This window comes from Pseudarthrobacter sp. MDT1-22, from assembly GCF_054511035.1.
In genome coordinates, this window is sequence record NZ_JBTNDK010000001.1 from 14,740 (window position 1) to 32,747 (window position 18,008).

An 18,008-nucleotide genomic window follows, 5' to 3' on the forward strand; every position below is an offset into this window, starting at 1 on the left:
TGTAGCCCGGCTCACATTTCAATTCGTCTTCCAGACTAGGTCCATCCGGCGGAACCTTCCACGATTCGGCGAACTACTGGATACGAAACTTCCTCGAGGGCCATACTGGAACCGACTAGTGGCTACAGAAGGACGGACCAATGACGATCTCCGCGGACCACTCTGCGCCGGAACAGGCCCAGCGTTTACCGGCTGAAGATGCCGTATCCGAAGCGGTGCGGAAGTTTGGCATCACGGTGGAGGACTACATGCTGCCCGCCCGGCACCAGATCCAGATGGTGGACCCTGACGGACGGCTCATGGCAGAAGGCGAGCAGGGCACAGAGCCCGGCCACGAGTATCCCGTTCCCGCCGATGAGGAGCTGCTGGCCGCTTACGAGCAGCTCGTCGTCGGACGCCGCGTCAACGACCAGAACTCAGCTTTGGTCCGCCAGGGGCGCATGGCCGTGTACCCGTCCAGCCACGGCCAGGAAGCCTGCCAGGTGGCAGCCGCGCTCTGTCTTTCCGACGGCGACTGGTTGTTCCCCACCTACCGGGACGCTGTGGCGGTCATGGCACGGGGAGTTGATCCAGTGGAGACCATGACCATATTCCGGGGAGACTGGCACAGCGGCTACGATCCGGCCAGGCACAAGGTGGGCATCCAGTGCACGCCGCTCACCACCCAGCTGCTGCATGGCGTGGGCGTCGCGCACGCCGCAAAGCTCCGCGGCGAGGACACCGTAGTCCTGGCCATGTGCGGGGACGGCGCCACCAGCGAGGGCGACTTCCATGAGGCCCTGAACTTCGCCGCCGTCTTCCACCTGCCCGTTGTCTTCTTCGTCCAGAACAACAAGTACGCCATCTCGGTTCCGCTGGCGCACCAGTCCGTGGCGCCGTCGCTCGCCCATAAGGCAGTGGGCTACGGCATGGCCGGCGAACGGGTGGACGGCAACGACGTTGTGGCCCTCCTGGCCGTGCTGGACCGGGCTGTGAAGCTCGCCCGGGAGGGTTCCGGGCCGCTCCTGGTGGAGGCTCACACGTACCGGATGCAGGCACACACCAACGCCGATGATGCCACCCGCTACCGCCAGGACAGCGAGGTGGCCGAGTGGCTGGCCAAGGATCCGATCAGCCGGATGAAGACGTACCTCACCGGGCGTGGACTGCTGGACGACGACGGCGCCGCGCGGATCGCTGCTCGCGCGGAAGCAGTTGCCGCCCAGCTGCGGAACGGCCTTGGCGAGGATGTCCCGGTGGACCCCCAGGAACTCTTCCGGCACGTGTTCTCGGTGCCCACACCGCAGCTGAAGGAACAGTCGGCCATGCTGGCCGATGAACTTGCCCGCGAAGCGTCGTCTGAGGAGTCCGCGAAATGAGTCCGACCATCACCACATCGTCCGAGGCGAACGGCAACGTCAGCGCGGCAACGGCCCGGGCTGCCGCGTCCGCCGCTTCTGTGGCTGAAGCTTCCGGGCCGCAGGCCGTCACCATGGCCAAGGCCCTCAACACCGCTTTGGCTGATGCGATGCACGCCGACCCGGCCGTCCTGGTCTTCGGCGAGGACGTGGGTCTGCTGGGCGGGGTCTTCCGCATCACGGACGGTCTCACCAAGAGGTTCGGGGAGCAGCGCTGCTTCGATACGCCGCTGGCCGAGTCCGGCATTGTGGGCATGGCTGTGGGGATGGCCATGAACGGGATGCGGCCGGTGGTGGAGATGCAGTTCGACGCGTTTGCGTATCCGGCGTTCCAGCAGATCGTCAGCCATGTAGCCAAGATGCACAACCGCACCAGGGGTTTGGTGAAGCTCCCGATGGTGATCCGGGTTCCCTATGCCGGCGGGATCGGGGGAGTGGAGCACCACTGCGACTCCTCCGAGTCCTATTACGCCCACACCGCGGGCCTGAAGGTGTTCACGCCCGCCACCGTGGCCGACTCGTACCGGATGCTCCGCGAGGCCATCGATTCGGACGATCCCGTCATGTTTATGGAGCCCAAGAAGCTCTACTGGTCCAAGGACATGGTGGACCTTGAGGACCTCCGGGCGCAGCACGCCGCCAACGAGGCAGCCGGGACGTCCTCGGAAGGCCGGGCCGCCGTCGCCCGTCCCGGGACCGACGCCACGCTCATCGCCTACGGACCGTCCGTGCCCACGGCGCTGGCTGCGGCCGCCGCTGCTGCGGACGAGGGGCGCTCGCTGGAAGTCATCGACGTCCGCTCCATCGTTCCGTTCGACGATGAGACCGTGTGCGCGTCCGTCCGTAAGACCGGCCGGGCCGTGGTGATCGCTGAAGCGCACGGCTTCGCGTCCGTGTCCTCCGAGATCGTGGCGCGCGTACAGGAACGCTGCTTCCACTACCTCGCCGCGCCCATCCGCCGCGTGACGGGATTTGATGTCCCGTACCCGGCGCCGAAGCTCGAGCACTACTACCTGCCCGGCGTGGACCGTATCCTCGACGCCGTAGACGACCTCCAGTGGGAAGACTGACCAATGACCGAAGCGAAAGTATTCCTGCTCCCTGATCTGGGCGAAGGCCTGACCGAAGCCGAACTGGTCAACTGGCTGGTCTCGGTGGGGGATGAGATCCGGGTGGACCAGCCCATCGCTGAAGTGGAGACGGCCAAGTCCATGGTGGAAGTACCGTCGCCTTATGCGGGCACTGTGACGGTGCTCCACGGCGAGCCCGGCCAGACGCTGGACGTGGGCAAGCCGCTGATCTCGGTGCTCCCGGTGGGCTCGGTGGTTGAGCCTGCGCCGGTGGTCGAGCCTGTCGAGGTGGCTGAGCCCGTCGAAACCAAGCCTGCCGAAACCGGCGCAGCGGACACGTACCGTGAAGAAGAGAAGGCTGGTTCCGGAAACGTGCTTATCGGCTACGGGACTCCCGGCGGCAGTGGGGCTGCCCGGCGGACGAGGGCTCCCCGGACAGTTGCTTCGGTGATTGAGCCTGTCGAAATCCCGGATGTGGACATCTCGCTCCTCCGCACGCGCGTGCCGGGTAAGCTCGGCGCCGTCATTTCACCGCTCGTCCGGCGCATGGCACGGGAACACGGCGTGGACCTGGGCAACATTCACGGGTCCGGGGACAGCGGGCTGATTAGGCGCCGGGACGTTGAAGCGGTCATCCATCCGGCCGTTGAGGCGAGCCCGGTGGCTGAGGTTTCGACAGGCTCAACCACCGAACGCCCGGTGGTTGAGCCTGTCGAAACCCAGGGGGCTGTCGATTCCCGCACAGGGCTGGGCATTTCCGCCCGGACACCCGTCAAGGGTGTCCGGAAGGCCGTTGCCGCCAACATGACCCGCAGCCGGTCGGAGATCCCTGAGGCCACCGTCTGGGTTGACGTTGATGCCTGGGCGCTTGTGGAACTGCGGGCAGGCCTCAAGAAGTCTGATCCGCACAATACGCCTGGCCTCCTCGCGTTCATCGCACGTTTTGTCACCGCTGGGTTAAAAAGATTCCCGGACCTGAACACCCGCATCGAAACCACTGGCGACGGCTCCCAGGAGATCATCGGGTTCGCCGGTATCAACCTGGGATTTGCGGCCCAGACGGACCGCGGACTGATGGTCCCCTCGATCCGCAACGCGGACAAACTCAGTGCCCGCGAACTGGACGCGGAGATCCGCCGCCTCACCGCCGTCGTACGCGAGGGCAAAGCGACGCCCGAGGAACTGGGTAGCGGCACCTTCACGCTGAACAACTACGGCGTCTTCGGCGTGGACGGATCCGCGGCCATCATCAACCACCCCGAGGTGGCGATCCTCGGCGTTGGCCGGATCATCGACAAGCCGTGGGTAGTGGAGGGGGAACTCGCGGTCCGCAAGGTCACCGAACTGACGCTCACCTTCGATCACCGCGTGTGCGACGGCGGCACAGCAGCCGGATTCCTGCGGTTTGTAGCCGATGCGATTGAGAGGCCGACGTCCATCCTCGCCGACATATAGGTGGCCTTGGTGGACGAATCCGCAGAGCTGTTGGGCGAGCACCTGAAGCAATGGAGAATCGTGCTTGGCCTCAGCCAGGAGCTGGCCGCGGACCGGGCTAATCTCTCCATGCCCACAGTGCGCCGCATTGAACGCGGCGACACGGGCGTCAGGCTGGGAAGCGTCCTGGCCCTGACGTGCGCGCAGCTGCCAGGTTTCGTCCCAGTTGCAAGGAGAACGACCCTACCCTCAGTTGTATCAATGGGCAGTGTCTCCCAACAGCCAGCTCATTGCTTCGCTCCTGTAAGTGAAGAACTTCGTGGGGGCATGGGGCGCGTTGATGCCAAGGAAAAAGTTAGCAACGACTCGATCTACCGGGCTGGAACCGAGTAGGGCGATCCGTGAAGCCGCGCACGGGATGGACCATACGGCGCGCGCTTCGCGGCTGACAGTTTCCGTAGCAGCCATATCGACCAGCATGGGATGATCGACGCCGTTGCAGACCTCGTTGACCATCGCCATCGCTGCCCTGGCGTCGGCTACGTCGATTTTGGCGTGGGGCGTCCAGATTAGATGGACGATACCGTCGCCTCGGAGCTCGACAGAGCCTTTTCCTCCTTCTAGTGGAGTTCGCCGCACTCGATGGCCTTCCGTATTGGTTCTGGACCCATGATAGTCGGCACCAACGCGGCTGCTACACCGGCCCCGGCGGATGCCGGAAGCAAGGCCTGTACTTCTCACGGACCCTTCCCCGCAAGCCTCTCCGATGCGAACTGCGGCCCGTAGGGCCAGACCAAAATAGTCCTGCGGCCAGGGGATCGGTTCTGATACGAAGGCCCGCACCCCATCACCTGGCTTATCTGGCCAGGCTCAACCCGGGCACAGGCTTCTCTGCATTTTGCAAGTGCCTACACTTTGGTCAGTTGGAGATGTCTTTTGCATCGCTGAGCCCGGCGAGGGCTTTGCGAAGTCGGGCATCGGCTTCGTCCGCGACCTCCCGGACGGCCGGGCTGTCGCTGAGCTGGACCATGGTTTGTGGGTCGATGGCGTCGATGGTGGTTTCGTGCGCGTTCTTGCCTCGTCTGACAACGACATTGCATGGAAGCAGCGCACCGAGTTCCGGCTCGGCTGCGAGGGCGCGGCTCGCCAGGGTGGGGTTGCAGGCGCCGAGGATTACATAGTCGCCGATGGCGTCGGCGGCCTCGGTCCCGAGTTTGGCCTCAAACGTGGAGCGGACGTCGATTTCCGTCAGTATGCCAAAGCCTTGTTCACCGAGCGCCTCGCGGGTGCGCTGGACAGCGTCCTCCCAGGACAGCGGGACGGTAACAGTGTGGGTATAGCTCATGAGCCTGCTCCTCATATGTCGTTACAGATACGGCCGGTTCAGGTTGGGGGCCGCGCCGGGGCAGTTTGGGGGGAAACTGCCCCGGCACGGGGTCTGGGGTCCCTGCTTGTTAGGCGAGGGAGAGGAAGAGCTTTTCCAGCTCTTTTTTGTCCATGGTGGTGTCTTTACGGACGATGCACTGCTCAAGGCCGCTGGCGATGATGGCGAACCCGGCCCTGTCCAGGGCCTTCGAGACTGCCGCCAGCTGGGTGACGATGTCCTTGCAGTCCTTCCCTTCCTCCAGCATGCGGGTGACGGCGGCGAGCTGGCCCTGGGCGCGCTTGAGGCGGTTGACCACGGGGGTCAGTTCAGTCGAGTCGAGTTGCATGAGGTCTCCAAAGGTGTGGGGGTCTGGCATCAACTATATACCCCCTAGGGTGTTTTGCATACCCACTAGGGTATCTGCAATACTGGGTGGGGTATCCACCAACCCCTTTCGAGAGGCCCCCATGACTTCCCTTTCCCCATCCACCGCCATTACCGCCCTGGCGCCGGAGACCTTGCGCAGCTGGTTCACCGAGCATCAGGACCTTGTGGTCATCGACGTGCGCTCTGCCGCTGAGTTCGAGTCGATGCACATCCGGGGCTCCTATAACGTCCCGCTGCCGTTGCTGTCCGAACACACCGACGAACTGGCCGCCCGCCTGGGCAGCCGCGTCGTCCTCGTCTGTCAGTCCGGAGCCCGCGCCGAGCAGGCGCGTCAGCGCCTCGCCGGTTCCGGCATCGATACGGCCTACGTCCTGACCGGCGGCGTCCCAGGCTTCGCAGCGAGTGGTGGCGACGTCGTCAAGGGCAAGGACCGTTGGGACCTGGAGCGGCAGGTCCGCCTCGCCGCAGGATCCCTCGTGGTCCTGGGCCTCGCAGGGGGTAAGTTCGTCTCCCCCAAGATCCGGACGCTGGCCGGCGTCATCGGCGCAGGCCTGACCTTCTCCGCGGCCACCAACACCTGTGCCATGGGCCAGGCCATCTCGGCGATGCCATGGAACAGGGCCGCCAAGGAGCCCACCCGCGAAAGCGCAATCCTGACCCTTCCTGTCGCTGACGCCCAGGAGGAGGTCAAGGCCTCATGACCGCCACCCTGATCCTGGTCCTTGCCCTGTCTGTAGTGATCGGGCTCTCGCTCGGCGTCCTGGGCGGCGGCGGATCGATCCTGACCGTCCCGATCCTGGTCTACGTGGCCGGGTTCGATGCCAAGGAAGCCATCGCCGCTTCGCTCTTCGTCGTCGGCGTCACCTCAGCTGTCAGCGTGTTTAGCCACGCCCGCGGGGGCAGAGTGATGTGGCGGACGGGCCTGATCTTCGGCGCAGCCGGGATGGCGGGCGCGTTCGTCGGCGGCCTCCTGGGCGGACATATCCCGGGCCAGGTCCTGCTCATCGCCTTTGCAGTCATGATGGTGGTCACGTCCGTGGCCATGCTTCGCGGCCGGAAGAAAAAGTCCGACGACGGCGCCACGCCGGTCAAGCATGAACTACCCCTGGGCAGGGTGCTGCTGGACGGGGCCGTCGTCGGGCTCGTGACCGGCCTGGTCGGCGCGGGCGGCGGATTCCTTGTGGTCCCGGCCCTGGCACTCCTGGGCGGCCTGCCGATGTCAGTTGCCGTCGGCACGTCGCTGGTAGTCATCGCCATGAAGTCCTTCGCGGGGCTCGCCGGATACCTCACCACCGTGCAGCTGGACTGGGGCATTACCCTCGGCGTGACTGCTGCTGCCATCGTCGGTACCCTTGCCGGCTCCAAGCTGGCCGGACGTATCCCGGAAGCTGCGCTGCGGAAGGCCTTCGGCTGGTTTGTCCTCGCGATGGGAACCTTCGTCCTTGTCCAGCAGGCCCCAGCCGACCTGAGGTGGTTCATCACCGCCGGCGTCGCAGCCCTGACGGCAGCGACCGCCGGCGTCTGCTGGTTCTTCATCAGCTCCTGCCCCCTGCGCAACCGTAGCGGCCGGCGTCGAAACGTTCCCTCCCCCGCCTGAACCCCACCATCACCCCAAACAAGGAGAACACCATGGGCCTCATCAACTCCCTGAAGAAGGCATTCAGCAAGCCCTACAAAACCATCACGGTCGCCGAGGCCAAGGAACTCCTGGCCTCCGGTGCCGCCCTGATCGACGTCCGCTCCGCCCAGGAATGGCGCTCCGGACGGGCCCCGCAGGCCAAGCACGTTCCTTTAGACCGCCTCCAGGCCAGCACGGCCGGAATCCAGAAGACCCGGCCCGTGATCGCCATGTGCCAGTCCGGGATCCGTTCTGCATCAGCAGCACGGCTACTGGCCGGGAAGGGCTATGAGGCTTACTCCCTGCGCGGCGGCATGGCTGCCTGGCGCCAGGCAGACGAACCCGTCCGCTAACAACATCAAATTCGAAGGAGAATCCAATGGCTGAAACCACCATCAACGAAGCCGACCAGCGCCGATCCACTGACCGGATCCTCGATGTCCGCGAGGACTTTGAAGTCGCCGACGGCATGATCCCGGGAGCGCTGCATATCCCCATGGGGCAGCTGCAGGAACGACTGTCCGAGCTGGACCCGGCAGTCCCCGTCATCGCTGTCTGCCGCAGCGGCAACCGGTCCGCCGCCGTCGCGGACGCACTCAACGGTGCCGGCTTCACCGCCGACACCATGGCCGGCGGCATGATCGCCTGGACCCGCGCAGGCCTCCCCACCACCTGACCCTCCTGCTGAAGATCAGCATCCAACCCTCCACGACACCATCCGGAAGGACACGAACCTCCTCATGGCAACCATCGATATCACCGAACAGAACTTCGCCGAAACCCTGGCGAACAACGAGATCGTCTTCGTTGATTTCTGGGCAGCCTGGTGCGGCCCCTGCCGCATGTTCGCCCCCACCTATGGTGCCGCCGCCGAACGGCACCCGGACATCACCTTCGCCAAGGTAGACACCGAAGCCGAACAGGCCCTCGCCGCCGCGGCCAGCATCACCTCCATCCCCACCCTGATGGCTTTCAAGGACAAAACCCTGGTCTTCTCCCAGCCCGGAGCGCTCAACGCCACCGGACTCGAAGAAGTCATCCAGACCGTCAAGAGCCTGGACATGGACAAGCTCCGGGCCGGCTCAGCGCAGCAGCACCCCTAACATCCCAACGAAAGACAGCCGGCACACCCAGCATTGCAACATACCCCCAGGGGTATTAGAATTGATGCAGGAACAGACACCAAACTTCCCCTCATGAAGGAGAGCACCAATGCTTATCGAGCGCATTTACGATGAAGACCTCGCCCAGGCCAGCTACCTGATCGGTTGCCAGGCGAACGGGACCGCAGTGGTCGTTGACGGCCGCCGGGACATCGCGGTGTACCAGGATCTGGCCAGGAAGAACGGCATGAAGATCGTGGCGGTCACCGAAACCCACATCCACGCCGATTACCTCTCCGGCACCCGCGAACTCGCGGCCGCCACGGGCGCGAAAATCTACGTCTCCGGCGAAGGCGGCCCGGACTGGCAGTACGGATTCGACGGCGAACGCCTCTATGACGGCGACACCGTCACCATTGGCAACATCAGCATCCAGGCCGTACACACCCCGGGCCACACCCCCGAGCACCTGTCGTTCCTGGTGACAGACGGCGCGTTCAGCGACCAGCCCGGCTACCTGCTCTCCGGCGACTTCGTCTTCTCCGGTGACCTGGGCCGTCCGGATCTGCTCGACGAGGCAGCCGGCGGCGTCGACACCCGTTTCGAGGGCGCCAAGCAGCTGTTCGCCAGCCTGCGGGACAAATTCCTGACCCTGCCGGACTACGTCCAGGTCCACCCTGCCCACGGCGCCGGCAGCGCCTGCGGCAAGGCCCTCGGCGCCATCCCCTCCTCCACCGTCGGCTACGAGCGCCTCTACGCCTGGTGGGGCCCGTACCTCGCCGCCAATGACGAGCAGGGCTTCATCGACGAACTCCTCGACGGCCAGCCCGACGCCCACGCCTACTTCGGACGGATGAAGCGCGAAAACCGTGAAGGCCCGGCGGTCATGGGCGAACGCACCCCGCTTCAGGAACTGGACCCGGCCGGCGTCGCGAAGGACCTCGCCGAGGACACCGTCACCTTCATCGACACCCGCCCCAACACCGAAGTCCACGAAGGCACCGTCACCCGCTCACTGAACGTTCCCGCCGGCAAGTCCGTGGCCAGCTACGGCGCCTGGGTAGTGAACCCGGAAACCGACAAGAACCCGCTGGTGCTGCTGGCCGACGGCCAGGAAGCCGCGCAGGAGATGTGGGACCACCTGGTCCGGGTCGGCATCGACAACGTCGCCGGCTACGTCACCACCATCGAGGGACTCCCCGTCAGCACCCCGCCCCTGATCCGGCCCGAAGAACTGGGCAGCTTCGATGCGGCCATGGTGCTGGACGTCCGCAACCGCACCGAGCACACCGCCGGGCACATCCCCGGATCCCACCAGCTCAGCGGCGGCCGCGCCATGTGGCACCTCGATGAAATTCCGGCCGAAGGAACCATCGTGACCTACTGCCAGTCCGGGGTCCGGAACTCCGTCGCGGCCAGCGCCCTGCGCCGCGCCGGGTACGACGTCGTCGAGCTCGACGGCAGCTACGCCGCCTGGGACGCCTGGCAGAACTCCCGTCAGTCAGCCAGGGCCTAGAACCACCGGCATCAGCGCGTCCCGGATAACCTGCGGTCAGGAACGGCCTGGCCGTGTACGAAAGAGACAAGGAACCCTTCATGATGAACGGCTTTGATATGGGCGGGATGGGGCTTGCTTGGATCTTCTGGCTTCTGCTGATCGCAGGCGGGGTCACGCTCGCCGTGGTGCTGGTCAAAGCCTTCACCCGCAACGCCGGCGGTAACGCGCCCACCGATGGGCAGGGACCACCGCGCACGGGTGCGGGCCCTGCCCGGGCCAAGGAGATCCTTGAGGAGCGTTACGCCCGCGGGGAGATCAGCACCGAGGAATACCAGGAACGGCGACGGATACTGGAGGAGGACGGCCGGTGAGGCCGCTGACACGCCGCCAGCTGCTGGCACTGGGTGCGGTCGGGGCCGGCGCTACGGCTGCCGGCGGCGCAGGGCTGTGGCTGACCACCGGCAACGGACCCGGATACACCGGGGGTGCGGGCCTGACCGAACCCCAGGTGCTGGCCAGCCGCGACCGGGTGCTGGAGCTGGACCTGACCGCCGCGCCGGCACGGGTCCGGGTCGGCGGGCGGGATGCCTCCGTCCAGGCGTTCAACGGCTCACTGCCCGGTCCGACCCTGCGGGTCCGCGCGGGCGACACGATCCGGGTCACACTGCGCAACGGGCTGCGGGCTCCCACGAACCTGCACGTGCACGGACTGCACGTCTCCCCACAGGGCAACAGTGACAACCCGTTCGTAAGCATTGACCCGGGCGGGTCCTTCGACTACGAGTTCACCCTGCCCGAGGACCACCCGCCTGGTACCTACTGGTACCACCCGCACCGCCACGGGCACGCCGCCGACCAGGTCGCTGCCGGCCTCTACGGGGCCATCGTGGTGGAGGACCCCGACCCGGTTCCGGTCACCCGGGAGCGGGTGCTGGTGGTCTCCGACCTGTCCCTCGACGCTGCCGGCAATCTCGCCGAGGTGGACCAGTTGCAGCAGATGATGGGACGTGAGGGAGAGATCGTCCTGGTCAACGGGCAACTCCGCCCGCAACTGCGCGCCGCGCCCGGAGAACGGGAGCGGTGGCGGATCATCAACGCCTGCCCCTCCCGGTACCTGCGCCTGGCACTTGACGGACAGCAGGTCCGGCTGCTCAGCAGGGACCTCGGACGCCTGCCGATCCCAGAGGACGTCACCGAAGTGGTTCTCGCCCCCGGCAACCGCGTGGAGCTGCTCGTGGAAACCCGCGACGGATCCTCCACCCTCACGGCTGCCGCCCTGGACCGCGGCAGCATGAACGCCATGATCGGCGGGGCCATGAGGGGCGACAACGAATCCGGTGACGGCCCGGTCGAACTGCTCACCCTGGCCGTCTCGGGAAGCGCGGGCACTGACCCCGGGCCCGTGCCCGAGGGCCGGCCCCTGCGCGATCTACGGAACGAACCGGTCACCGCCGCCCGCACCCTGAACTTCGCCATGGGCATGAATGGAAACATGGGCGCGGGAATGGGCAGCGGACAGGGCACCATGATGGCCTTCACCATCAACGGACGGGAGTTCGACCCCGAACGGCTCGACGAGACGGCCGCAGCCGGGACCGTGGAGGAGTGGACCCTGACCAACTCCAGCCCCATGGACCACCCCATCCACCTGCATGTGTGGCCCATGCAGATCGTCCAGGACGGCGACCGCGACGTGACCAGGCCCAAATGGCAGGACGTGGTCAACGTCCCCGCCCGCAGCCAAGTGAAAGTCCGGGTGGCCTTCGTCGACTTCGCCGGCCGCACCGTGATCCACTGCCACATTCTGGACCACGAAGACCAAGGCATGATGGCCACCGTCCAAGCCCGCTGACCGGCACGCCTAACACTGACAGGATCCGCCAATGGCCCTAGGCAACACCGCCTCCCGCCAGCAGCCTCGGACAACCGAGGTCATCACGCTGGGACTGCGGCAGAACCTGGCCCAGTTCATGCTCCTCGTCGCCGTCAACGCCCTGGTCGGCGGCACCCTCGGCCAGGAACGCACCGTGCTGCCGCTGCTCGCCGGACAGGTCTTCCACCTCGATGAGTACACCTCCGCCCTGACCTATATCCTGGCGTTCGGTCTGGCCAAAGCCGCGACCAACTACTTCGCCGGGACCCTTTCGGACCGTTACGGCCGCAAGCCGGTCCTGGTCGCCGGCTGGCTCATCGCCCTTCCGGTGCCCCTCCTGCTGATCTTCGGGCCTTCCTGGGGCTGGATCGTCACAGCCAACGTGGTTCTGGGCATCAGCCAGGGCCTGACCTGGTCCACCACCGTGATGATGAAAATGGACCTCGTGGGTCCCGAACGCCGCGGCCTGGCAATGGGGCTGAATGAAGCGGCCGGCTACCTCGGCGTCGCAGGCACCGCACTGGCCACCGGTTACATCGCTTCCTCCTACGGACTGCGCCCCGGGCCCTTCCTGCTCGGCGCAGCCTTCATCGCCGTCGGCCTTGGCCTGTCCGTGCTGACCATCCGTGAAACACACCACCACGCCAAAACCGAAGCCGCCACACACGTCCCGGTCCACGCGGGAACCCGGGCCGGGCTGAGCAACCGTGAGGTGTTCACTCTGACCAGTTTCCGGGACAAGTCCCTGTCCTCCGTCAGCCAGGCCGGGATGGTGAACAACCTCAACGACGGCCTGGCCTGGGGGCTGTTCCCTGTCCTGTTCGCCACCGCAGGGCTCAGCATAGAACGCATCGGCATCCTCGCTGCCGTCTACCCGGCCGTCTGGGGCGCCGGTCAACTGATCACCGGCGCCCTCTCGGACCGGATCGGGCGCAAACCGCTGATCGCCGGAGGCATGCTCGTCCAAGCCCTGGCGCTCGGTATGGTCGCCCTCGGAAATGACTTCGGAACCTGGCTTGCCGCCGTCGTCCTGCTCGGTGCCGGCACCGCCATGGTCTACCCCACATTGCTTGCAGCGATCGGCGATGTCGCCCACCCCGAATGGCGGGCCAGGTCAGTCGGCATCTACCGGCTATGGCGCGACGGCGGCTTCGCCGTCGGCGCCCTGCTCTCCGGCATCATCGCCGACGCCTACGGCATCCCGGCAGCCGTCGCTGTCGTCGCCGGCCTGACTGCGCTCTCCGGCATCATCGTGGCCGCGCGGATGCGAGGCAGCGACCACCGCGGCCAGGGATGAACGAGTGGAACCACTTCTAGGACGGATGACCGGGATGCCCAGGTCGGTCAGGCCGACCCGGCATGAAGCAGTCCAGCGAATTCGGATCGTGGACGCGGCCGTCTCGCACTGGCGCGAGGACGCACAGGCATCAGGCGTTCGCCCTGGCGCGCTGGACTTCATGGCGAAAGCCTTCGAGTGGGAGCACCGGGCTCGCGCCACGGACCTGTACGACAGCAGCCCAACCATCATCGGCCTTGCGGCAGGCAGCCAGGCAGGGCTGCCGGTGAAGTCTGGGTACATCCGCACACCAGAAGAGGGCGGTTCGTCGAAGGGCATTTCAGGCGCCGGGCGCAGTAGGGAGGCGATGCGGACAAACTCAGTGCCGGTTAACGGGACGCGGAGAACCGCTGTCCCCCGCAGTCGAACGGTCGTGGCGCGGTTAGTGGGTGACGAGCTGTTGCGCTCGCTGGTGTGAGACGCCAAGTACCGCGCCGATGTCGCGGACGGTGACACCTTGCCGCTTCAGGACCATGGCCGCCTCGTGGCGTTCCTTGGCTGATGCCGCCTTCAGCTCATCGGACCTGGCAGCTAGCTCACGCGCTTGGCGGAGGTGGGCTGCGACTTCAGGCGTGTCGAATGTGACTTCGACGTCGAAGTCGGATTCAGGGCGTCCCGTGATCATGGCCGCAAGATCGCGGACCATTTCGGGGATCTCGGCGACCGTGCGGGCCTGAGTGGTAAGCCCGTCCATTTGGGAGGATTCCACGTACCAGAACCGGCCGTCCCGGCTGGCCGTTACTTCTAGTTTCATTTGGTGTCCTCTCCCTTGGCCTGCTTCATGATTTGCTTGGCGAGCTTCTCGCCGATTTCATTGTGGCGCGGCACAAACGTCGTATTCTCGCCGATGTTCACGCGTGTGTGCCTTCCACCTTCCTCGGTGCTTCATCACGGGAAAAGTCTATAGTGGACTAGCCGTGGCAGTCTAGTCCACCATAGACTTTGTCTTGGCGAACTTGCACCTCAGCGTCAGACGGCTTCCTCTGCATGCTCAGCGCACCGCACCGTCGCGATCAGCTGGCCACCGCCGTCGGCCTTTACATAGCGGGTCACGTGGTTCGTGATCCTGCCGCAGTGATCACAGAAGCACGCATGTTGTTTTGTCTGCATAGCGAGATGTTACGCAGTTCGATGGATTTAAGGCGAAATCCCGGCCAGGAATGTGGATCTCCACATGCGGCCCGGACTGCGTCCCGCATCCCGGAAACTCCAAGGGCCCGCAGGTAGAATCGGGGCCAAGAAGAACGCAGTCGCTTTCCGGAGGTACGGAGAAACAATGTCAGAATGGCTCGACGTCGGCGCGGACAACTACGTGCTGGTCACCGAAGGATCACTGCTGAACACCGGCCTGATTGTGGGCTCCGAGCGTGCCATGGTGGTCGATACCGGCTGCGGGCCGCGGCAGGGGCGCGAAATCCTGGACGCGGTGCGGGAGAAGACCTCTTTGCCCCTGGTAGTGGTCAACACCCACGCGCACTATGACCACTTCTTCGGCAACGCCGTGTTTGCGTCCGACGGTGCCACCGAGTTCTGGGCGCACGAAAACTGCGCCCAGGAGATCGACGACCACGGGGACCTGCAGCGCCGGTTCGTGGGAACGCTGGAACCCGAGATGTCCACGGGCGAGGGCGAGAACGTGGAACTCGTGGTGCCCAACGCCATCGTGAAGGACCAGCCCGTGCTGGTGGACCTCGGCGGAATCACAGTTACCCTCTTCTACCTGGGCCGCGGCCACACCGACGGCGACCTCCTGGTGGGCACCCCCACCACTCTCTTCGTGGGCGACCTTGTTGAGCAGGGCGCGCACCCGTCCTTCGAGGACTCCTACCCGGAGGAATGGGCGGACTCCCTGCGCCACATCTCCGCCCTGCGCCACCGCTACGAGTTCCTGATCCCCGGCCACGGCCAGCCCTGCAGCGACCAGTTCGTCAAGACCATGGCCAACACCATGACCACAGCCGTCCGCCAGGCCCAGCAGTCCATCCGCGAAACCCCCACCGACGCCACCAAGGCCATCCCCGTGCTGCCCTACGGCCCGGAGCAGTCACGCTGGTTCATCAAGCGCCTGCAGGAGACACGGCCGCTGCACTAGCCCCGAGGCCCTTCATTATTCAGAACACGTTCCGAATAATGAAGGTATGTCCAGCCCCACCATTTCACGCACCGCCCAGTCCTCCGAGCTATCCCGCAATTCGGCGAACGTCTTCAAGGCGGCCGAGGAAGGGCCCGTTAGGATCACCCGCCGCGATGGGGAACCCCTCGTTCTTCTGACATCCCCCGAGTTCGACCGGATACACGAAGGGGCAGAGCTGGCGGCTCACCTCGTGACCGCGTCTTTGGGAGATCCGCAGGTTCCGTTTGTGGAGCGGCTCCGCGGTCCCTTCCCCTGGATTGCATTCCTCAGCGAGGCAGACGAGGCCGCCTTCGCACGCGAAATTGTCGCCATCACCCGCGCATGTGCCTCCGTCGGCAGGTTCGACAAGGCATTGGTTGCACTTCGGGCCTGGCGATCCACCGCGGAGGCCATTAGCGCCGGTTACACCCCCGATGACCAGTTGGACTGGATCGAGCCCACGGCAGTTGCCGACCCGCGCACTACATGAGCGCTATGAGATCCGGCGTACCACGGCCCCTCAAGAAGGCAGAGTTCGAAATTCAGTTCGGCACTTCGGCCGCTGGCAGCACGAACTTCCCGGCGGTGCACGGCTTTGGTTCTACGTCGACGGGCAAACCGTCTGCTCAGTTGATGTGCACACGCATCACCCCAACGCCACCAAGTAGCAACCGGCCTACGCGGGCCGGACAGCGAACACGCTGGTTCATCAAGCGCCTGCAGGAGACACGGCCGCTGCAGTAGGGCGCGCCGTCGTTGTTCGCTTATTCAGGCACGTCCATATGGAAGCCGCAGGAACAACGCAGAACCTGAGCCGTCAGGGACACACCCGACGCGTCCTCCGGCGGCCCGTCCGAAAAGCCCCGGGCGCTAAGGCTCCGCACCTTCGAGCCGATCTTGTGCATCGGCTGCTCGCAGTGGACGTAGTGCCCGCCGAAGACCAGGACGCCCTTGGGGCTGTGGAGCCGGCTAAAAACTGCAGCCACAGCAGCCACATCCGCCCGCCCGACATAGTGGAGGTTGCAGGCGTCGCAGGAATACCCCACCTCCACCAGGACGTCCGACGGCGGGCTGACGGCGGTGATGGAGTGCAGCGTCAGCCCGCCGTCGGCGCCGCAGCGGACGCAGGCAACCGGACCGCCGCCAGCTGGCCCTTCGGGCCGGCTATTTCCGGGCCCATGGGGATGGATGGGCGCCGTCATGCGGCTGCGGGGCGGCTGGACAGACTGGTGGCTTGATCAAGGAACTGGCTGAAATGCGAGGCGGCCATGGCTGGCTCTCTTTCGCTCCGTGCATTCCGGCCGCCGCGTGGCTACAGCGGCAACTCCAGACGTCCCTGCACCGGGCGAACGGGGATTCATCAACTGAAGTGATGTATGCCACTTCGAACTTAGCATTGCTTCCCGCGCTGTCCGGCATGATTGTTGGGTGATCACAGAACATGCACTGCTCTCCGTCCGGCCCGGCATGGAGGCAGAATTCGAGAATGCTTTCAGCAAAGCGAAGTCGATCATTGGCTCCATGCCCGGATTCCAGGGCCTCACGCTTTCACGCTGCATCGAGAATTCATCCACGTACCTGCTGCTGGTGGAATGGGCGCGGCTGGAGGACCATACCGAGGGTTTCCGGGGATCGGCTGAATATCAGGAATGGCGCGCGCTCCTGCATCATTTCTATTCGCCGTTTCCCACCGTGGAGCACTACGAGCCTGTTGTTGTTCTGTAGGCCTGACGGCCTTCACAGGGCTACGCCTTGGACGGCTCCGACATACGAATGGCCATAACGATCAGGCCAGCGATCGGGATGAGCAGCCAGAAGAGCTCCTCCCACCGGCGGCCGGCATCACGGAGGCGGCGGACGCCGACGGCGAGCGTGGGGATCATCGTGCCGATCACCCAGAGCGAGGCAAGGCTGGAACCGACACCGATCACCCCGTTGGGGGTGGCCACGTTCAGGGCGCCAAGGCCGCTGGTTACCAGTGTCACGAAGAGGATGAACCACCAGAACTCGGCCACGCCGGCGCGGCCCCCAAACTCGGCATACTGCCGGAAGCCCGCGAGGATCGCGTCGCCGAACGACATGGTGGGGTGCCCTGCAGCCTGGGCCATGACCGGATTCTACCGCCGCGCGTGGTCTGTGGCGATGGCGTTCCGGGCGCCGCGGCACACATCAGAAGGCCCAGCCCGCCCGTGAATGTGGTGGTGTGGAACCGTGGCCCGCGGGCCATCTCGGTGAAGTTCCAGCGGCGGTGCAGCTCGATGGACACGAGGTTGTCCGCATTGACCACGTACCAGGCCTCCGACGCCCGGGCCCAGACCCACCGCAACCGAGCCTCCGTCAGCGCCGCGCCCACCCCGCGCCTGCGCCACGCCGGCAGGACCGTCACCCCGGCGAGGTAATGCCCGGAAGGTGCAGGCCCGTCGTCGTCGTCCCAGTACCGGCGGGACGCACAGCGGCGACCGTCCCGGCGTCGGGCGTTACGTCCTTTTTGGTGAGATCGGCAAACCCGTGGGAGTCCATCTGGACAGTCAACCGCATCGCGCCTCCGGCGGCCATGGAGGTCACATTTGGAGCGACTTGAGCAAACCTTGAGCCTGTGTTCATAGCCTTGCGGCATGGGTAAGTATGGGGGTCCACAGTACGCGCGCGACACACGGAGCGAGCTCCGCCGTCGCCGACTTCAGGCGGTTTCCTACGTTGCGCTGGCCGCCCTGGCAGTGGCCACGGCAGCGGTGGTGGTGATCGCGCTCAACCGGTGAGCGGCTGCTGCCCTAGGGCGCCTTCTCAATTCCTTGGTTCTGTCGGGACGCCGA

26 protein-coding genes and 1 pseudogene are annotated in these 18,008 nt (G+C 65.5%); 18 read left to right on the forward strand and 9 right to left on the reverse strand.

The annotated features are described in order from the left end of the window. Window positions 1–140: 140 nt before the first annotated feature. Genes ACX80M_RS00070 through ACX80M_RS00085 form a run of 4 tightly spaced genes read left to right on the forward strand, consistent with a single transcriptional unit; the run spans window position 141 to window position 4,294 of the window. The gene (locus tag ACX80M_RS00070) at window positions 141–1,358 is read left to right on the forward strand and encodes a thiamine pyrophosphate-dependent enzyme (protein WP_459308182.1); all 1,218 of its coding nucleotides are present in this window, start codon (window positions 141–143) and stop codon (window positions 1,356–1,358) included. After that, window positions 1,355–2,467 carry an alpha-ketoacid dehydrogenase subunit beta gene (locus tag ACX80M_RS00075; RefSeq protein WP_459308184.1) on the forward strand — a complete coding sequence of 371 codons (1,113 nt, stop codon included), beginning with the start codon at window positions 1,355–1,357 and terminating at the stop codon, window positions 2,465–2,467. Before ACX80M_RS00070 ends, ACX80M_RS00075 begins: the two co-directional genes overlap by 4 nt. Window positions 2,468–2,470: 3 nt before the next feature. Further along, entirely contained in the window at window positions 2,471–3,922 is a 1,452-nt protein-coding gene (locus tag ACX80M_RS00080; RefSeq protein WP_459308186.1) for a dihydrolipoamide acetyltransferase family protein, read from the forward strand. 9 nt (window positions 3,923–3,931) lie between these two features. Further along, window positions 3,932–4,294, forward strand: coding sequence for a helix-turn-helix domain-containing protein (locus ACX80M_RS00085; protein WP_459308188.1), 363 nt, complete (start codon window positions 3,932–3,934; stop codon window positions 4,292–4,294). Here the strand turns inward: ACX80M_RS00085 and ACX80M_RS00090 are convergent. From ACX80M_RS00090 to ACX80M_RS00100, 3 genes and pseudogenes are all read right to left on the reverse strand, one after another. After that, window positions 4,193–4,744: pseudogene (locus ACX80M_RS00090) on the reverse strand (DUF7793 family protein); the annotation flags it as partial. The gene ACX80M_RS00085 and the pseudogene ACX80M_RS00090 sit on opposite strands and share 102 nt — an antisense overlap. Window positions 4,745–4,820: 76 nt before the next feature. Further along, entirely contained in the window at window positions 4,821–5,246 is a 426-nt protein-coding gene (locus ACX80M_RS00095) for a DUF302 domain-containing protein (protein WP_252569992.1), read from the reverse strand. Window positions 5,247–5,355: 109 nt separating this feature from the next. Then, window positions 5,356–5,613, reverse strand: coding sequence for a metal-sensitive transcriptional regulator (locus tag ACX80M_RS00100; RefSeq protein WP_252569989.1), 258 nt, complete (start codon window positions 5,611–5,613; stop codon window positions 5,356–5,358). A gap of 121 nt (window positions 5,614–5,734) precedes the next feature. On the opposite strand from ACX80M_RS00100, the gene ACX80M_RS00105 reads away from it, so the two are divergent. The 9 genes from ACX80M_RS00105 to ACX80M_RS00145 all read left to right on the forward strand — a co-directional run bounded on the left by ACX80M_RS00105 (window position 5,735) and on the right by ACX80M_RS00145 (window position 13,043). Then, entirely contained in the window at window positions 5,735–6,355 is a 621-nt protein-coding gene (locus tag ACX80M_RS00105) for a rhodanese-like domain-containing protein (RefSeq protein ID WP_459308191.1), read from the forward strand. Next, complete coding sequence (locus ACX80M_RS00110) at window positions 6,352–7,251, forward strand: sulfite exporter TauE/SafE family protein (RefSeq protein ID WP_459308193.1); 900 nt, start codon at window positions 6,352–6,354, stop codon at window positions 7,249–7,251. Before ACX80M_RS00105 ends, ACX80M_RS00110 begins: the two co-directional genes overlap by 4 nt. A gap of 32 nt (window positions 7,252–7,283) precedes the next feature. After that, window positions 7,284–7,625, forward strand: coding sequence for a rhodanese-like domain-containing protein (locus ACX80M_RS00115; RefSeq protein ID WP_459308194.1), 342 nt, complete (start codon window positions 7,284–7,286; stop codon window positions 7,623–7,625). Window positions 7,626–7,651: 26 nt separating this feature from the next. Further along, window positions 7,652–7,948 carry a rhodanese-like domain-containing protein gene (locus ACX80M_RS00120; protein WP_459308196.1) on the forward strand — a complete coding sequence of 99 codons (297 nt, stop codon included), beginning with the start codon at window positions 7,652–7,654 and terminating at the stop codon, window positions 7,946–7,948. 64 nt (window positions 7,949–8,012) lie between these two features. Then, complete coding sequence (trxA, locus tag ACX80M_RS00125) at window positions 8,013–8,375, forward strand: thioredoxin (RefSeq protein ID WP_459308198.1); 363 nt, start codon at window positions 8,013–8,015, stop codon at window positions 8,373–8,375. 109 nt (window positions 8,376–8,484) lie between these two features. Further along, window positions 8,485–9,891 carry an MBL fold metallo-hydrolase gene (locus ACX80M_RS00130; protein ID WP_459308200.1) on the forward strand — a complete coding sequence of 469 codons (1,407 nt, stop codon included), beginning with the start codon at window positions 8,485–8,487 and terminating at the stop codon, window positions 9,889–9,891. Window positions 9,892–9,971: 80 nt separating this feature from the next. Next, entirely contained in the window at window positions 9,972–10,244 is a 273-nt protein-coding gene (locus ACX80M_RS00135) for an SHOCT domain-containing protein (RefSeq protein ID WP_104063814.1), read from the forward strand. Beyond that, window positions 10,241–11,725 (forward strand): multicopper oxidase family protein, encoded by a 1,485-nt coding sequence (locus ACX80M_RS00140; protein ID WP_459308202.1) that lies wholly within the window; start codon window positions 10,241–10,243, stop codon window positions 11,723–11,725. The genes ACX80M_RS00135 and ACX80M_RS00140 overlap by 4 nt, the downstream gene beginning before the upstream one ends. 31 nt (window positions 11,726–11,756) lie before the next feature. Further along, on the forward strand, window positions 11,757–13,043 hold the full coding sequence (locus ACX80M_RS00145; RefSeq protein WP_459308204.1) for an MFS transporter: 1,287 nt from the start codon (window positions 11,757–11,759) through the stop codon (window positions 13,041–13,043). Between the two features lie 421 nt (window positions 13,044–13,464). Here the strand turns inward: ACX80M_RS00145 and ACX80M_RS00150 are convergent, their stop codons facing one another. The 3 genes from ACX80M_RS00150 to ACX80M_RS00160 form a co-directional block, all read right to left on the reverse strand. After that, the gene (locus ACX80M_RS00150; protein WP_459308206.1) at window positions 13,465–13,836 is read right to left on the reverse strand and encodes a hypothetical protein; all 372 of its coding nucleotides are present in this window, start codon (window positions 13,834–13,836) and stop codon (window positions 13,465–13,467) included. Next, window positions 13,833–13,937, reverse strand: a complete 105-nt coding sequence (locus ACX80M_RS00155; protein ID WP_459308208.1) for a type II toxin-antitoxin system HicA family toxin — start codon at window positions 13,935–13,937, stop codon at window positions 13,833–13,835. Before ACX80M_RS00155 ends, ACX80M_RS00150 begins: the two co-directional genes overlap by 4 nt. Window positions 13,938–14,051: 114 nt before the next feature. Beyond that, a complete protein-coding gene (locus ACX80M_RS00160) occupies window positions 14,052–14,192 on the reverse strand; it encodes a hypothetical protein (RefSeq protein WP_459308210.1) in 141 nt (46 codons plus the stop codon). Between the two features lie 166 nt (window positions 14,193–14,358). Between ACX80M_RS00160 and ACX80M_RS00165 the strand changes: the two genes are divergently transcribed. Both ACX80M_RS00165 and ACX80M_RS00170 read left to right on the forward strand, forming a co-directional pair. Beyond that, window positions 14,359–15,174, forward strand: a complete 816-nt coding sequence (locus ACX80M_RS00165) for an MBL fold metallo-hydrolase (RefSeq protein WP_058931525.1) — start codon at window positions 14,359–14,361, stop codon at window positions 15,172–15,174. Between the two features lie 46 nt (window positions 15,175–15,220). Then, window positions 15,221–15,685, forward strand: coding sequence for a type II toxin-antitoxin system Phd/YefM family antitoxin (locus ACX80M_RS00170; RefSeq protein WP_252598581.1), 465 nt, complete (start codon window positions 15,221–15,223; stop codon window positions 15,683–15,685). Between the two features lie 274 nt (window positions 15,686–15,959). Here ACX80M_RS00170 and ACX80M_RS00175 read toward each other — a convergent pair whose 3' ends face one another. Further along, entirely contained in the window at window positions 15,960–16,397 is a 438-nt protein-coding gene (locus ACX80M_RS00175) for a hypothetical protein (RefSeq protein ID WP_252598580.1), read from the reverse strand. Window positions 16,398–16,429: 32 nt separating this feature from the next. Between ACX80M_RS00175 and ACX80M_RS00180 the strand changes: the two genes are divergently transcribed. Together ACX80M_RS00180 and ACX80M_RS00185 are read left to right on the forward strand one after the other, a co-directional pair. Beyond that, window positions 16,430–16,627, forward strand: coding sequence for a hypothetical protein (locus ACX80M_RS00180; RefSeq protein WP_252598579.1), 198 nt, complete (start codon window positions 16,430–16,432; stop codon window positions 16,625–16,627). Continuing rightward, window positions 16,624–16,920: an antibiotic biosynthesis monooxygenase family protein gene (locus tag ACX80M_RS00185; protein ID WP_252598578.1), complete on the forward strand. Its 297-nt coding sequence runs from the start codon at window positions 16,624–16,626 to the stop codon at window positions 16,918–16,920. The genes ACX80M_RS00180 and ACX80M_RS00185 overlap by 4 nt, the downstream gene beginning before the upstream one ends. A 20-nt stretch (window positions 16,921–16,940) precedes the next feature. Here the strand turns inward: ACX80M_RS00185 and ACX80M_RS00190 are convergent, their stop codons facing one another. Further along, window positions 16,941–17,276: a DUF805 domain-containing protein gene (locus tag ACX80M_RS00190; protein ID WP_252598577.1), complete on the reverse strand. Its 336-nt coding sequence runs from the start codon at window positions 17,274–17,276 to the stop codon at window positions 16,941–16,943. Beyond that, the gene (locus tag ACX80M_RS00195; RefSeq protein ID WP_252598576.1) at window positions 17,177–17,812 is read right to left on the reverse strand and encodes a GNAT family N-acetyltransferase; all 636 of its coding nucleotides are present in this window, start codon (window positions 17,810–17,812) and stop codon (window positions 17,177–17,179) included. The genes ACX80M_RS00190 and ACX80M_RS00195 overlap by 100 nt, the downstream gene beginning before the upstream one ends. On the opposite strand from ACX80M_RS00195, the gene ACX80M_RS00200 reads away from it, so the two are divergent. Further along, the gene (locus tag ACX80M_RS00200) at window positions 17,811–17,954 is read left to right on the forward strand and encodes a hypothetical protein (protein WP_252613795.1); all 144 of its coding nucleotides are present in this window, start codon (window positions 17,811–17,813) and stop codon (window positions 17,952–17,954) included. The two genes, ACX80M_RS00195 and ACX80M_RS00200, sit on opposite strands and share 2 nt — an antisense overlap. Window positions 17,955–18,008: the final 54 nt, after the last annotated feature.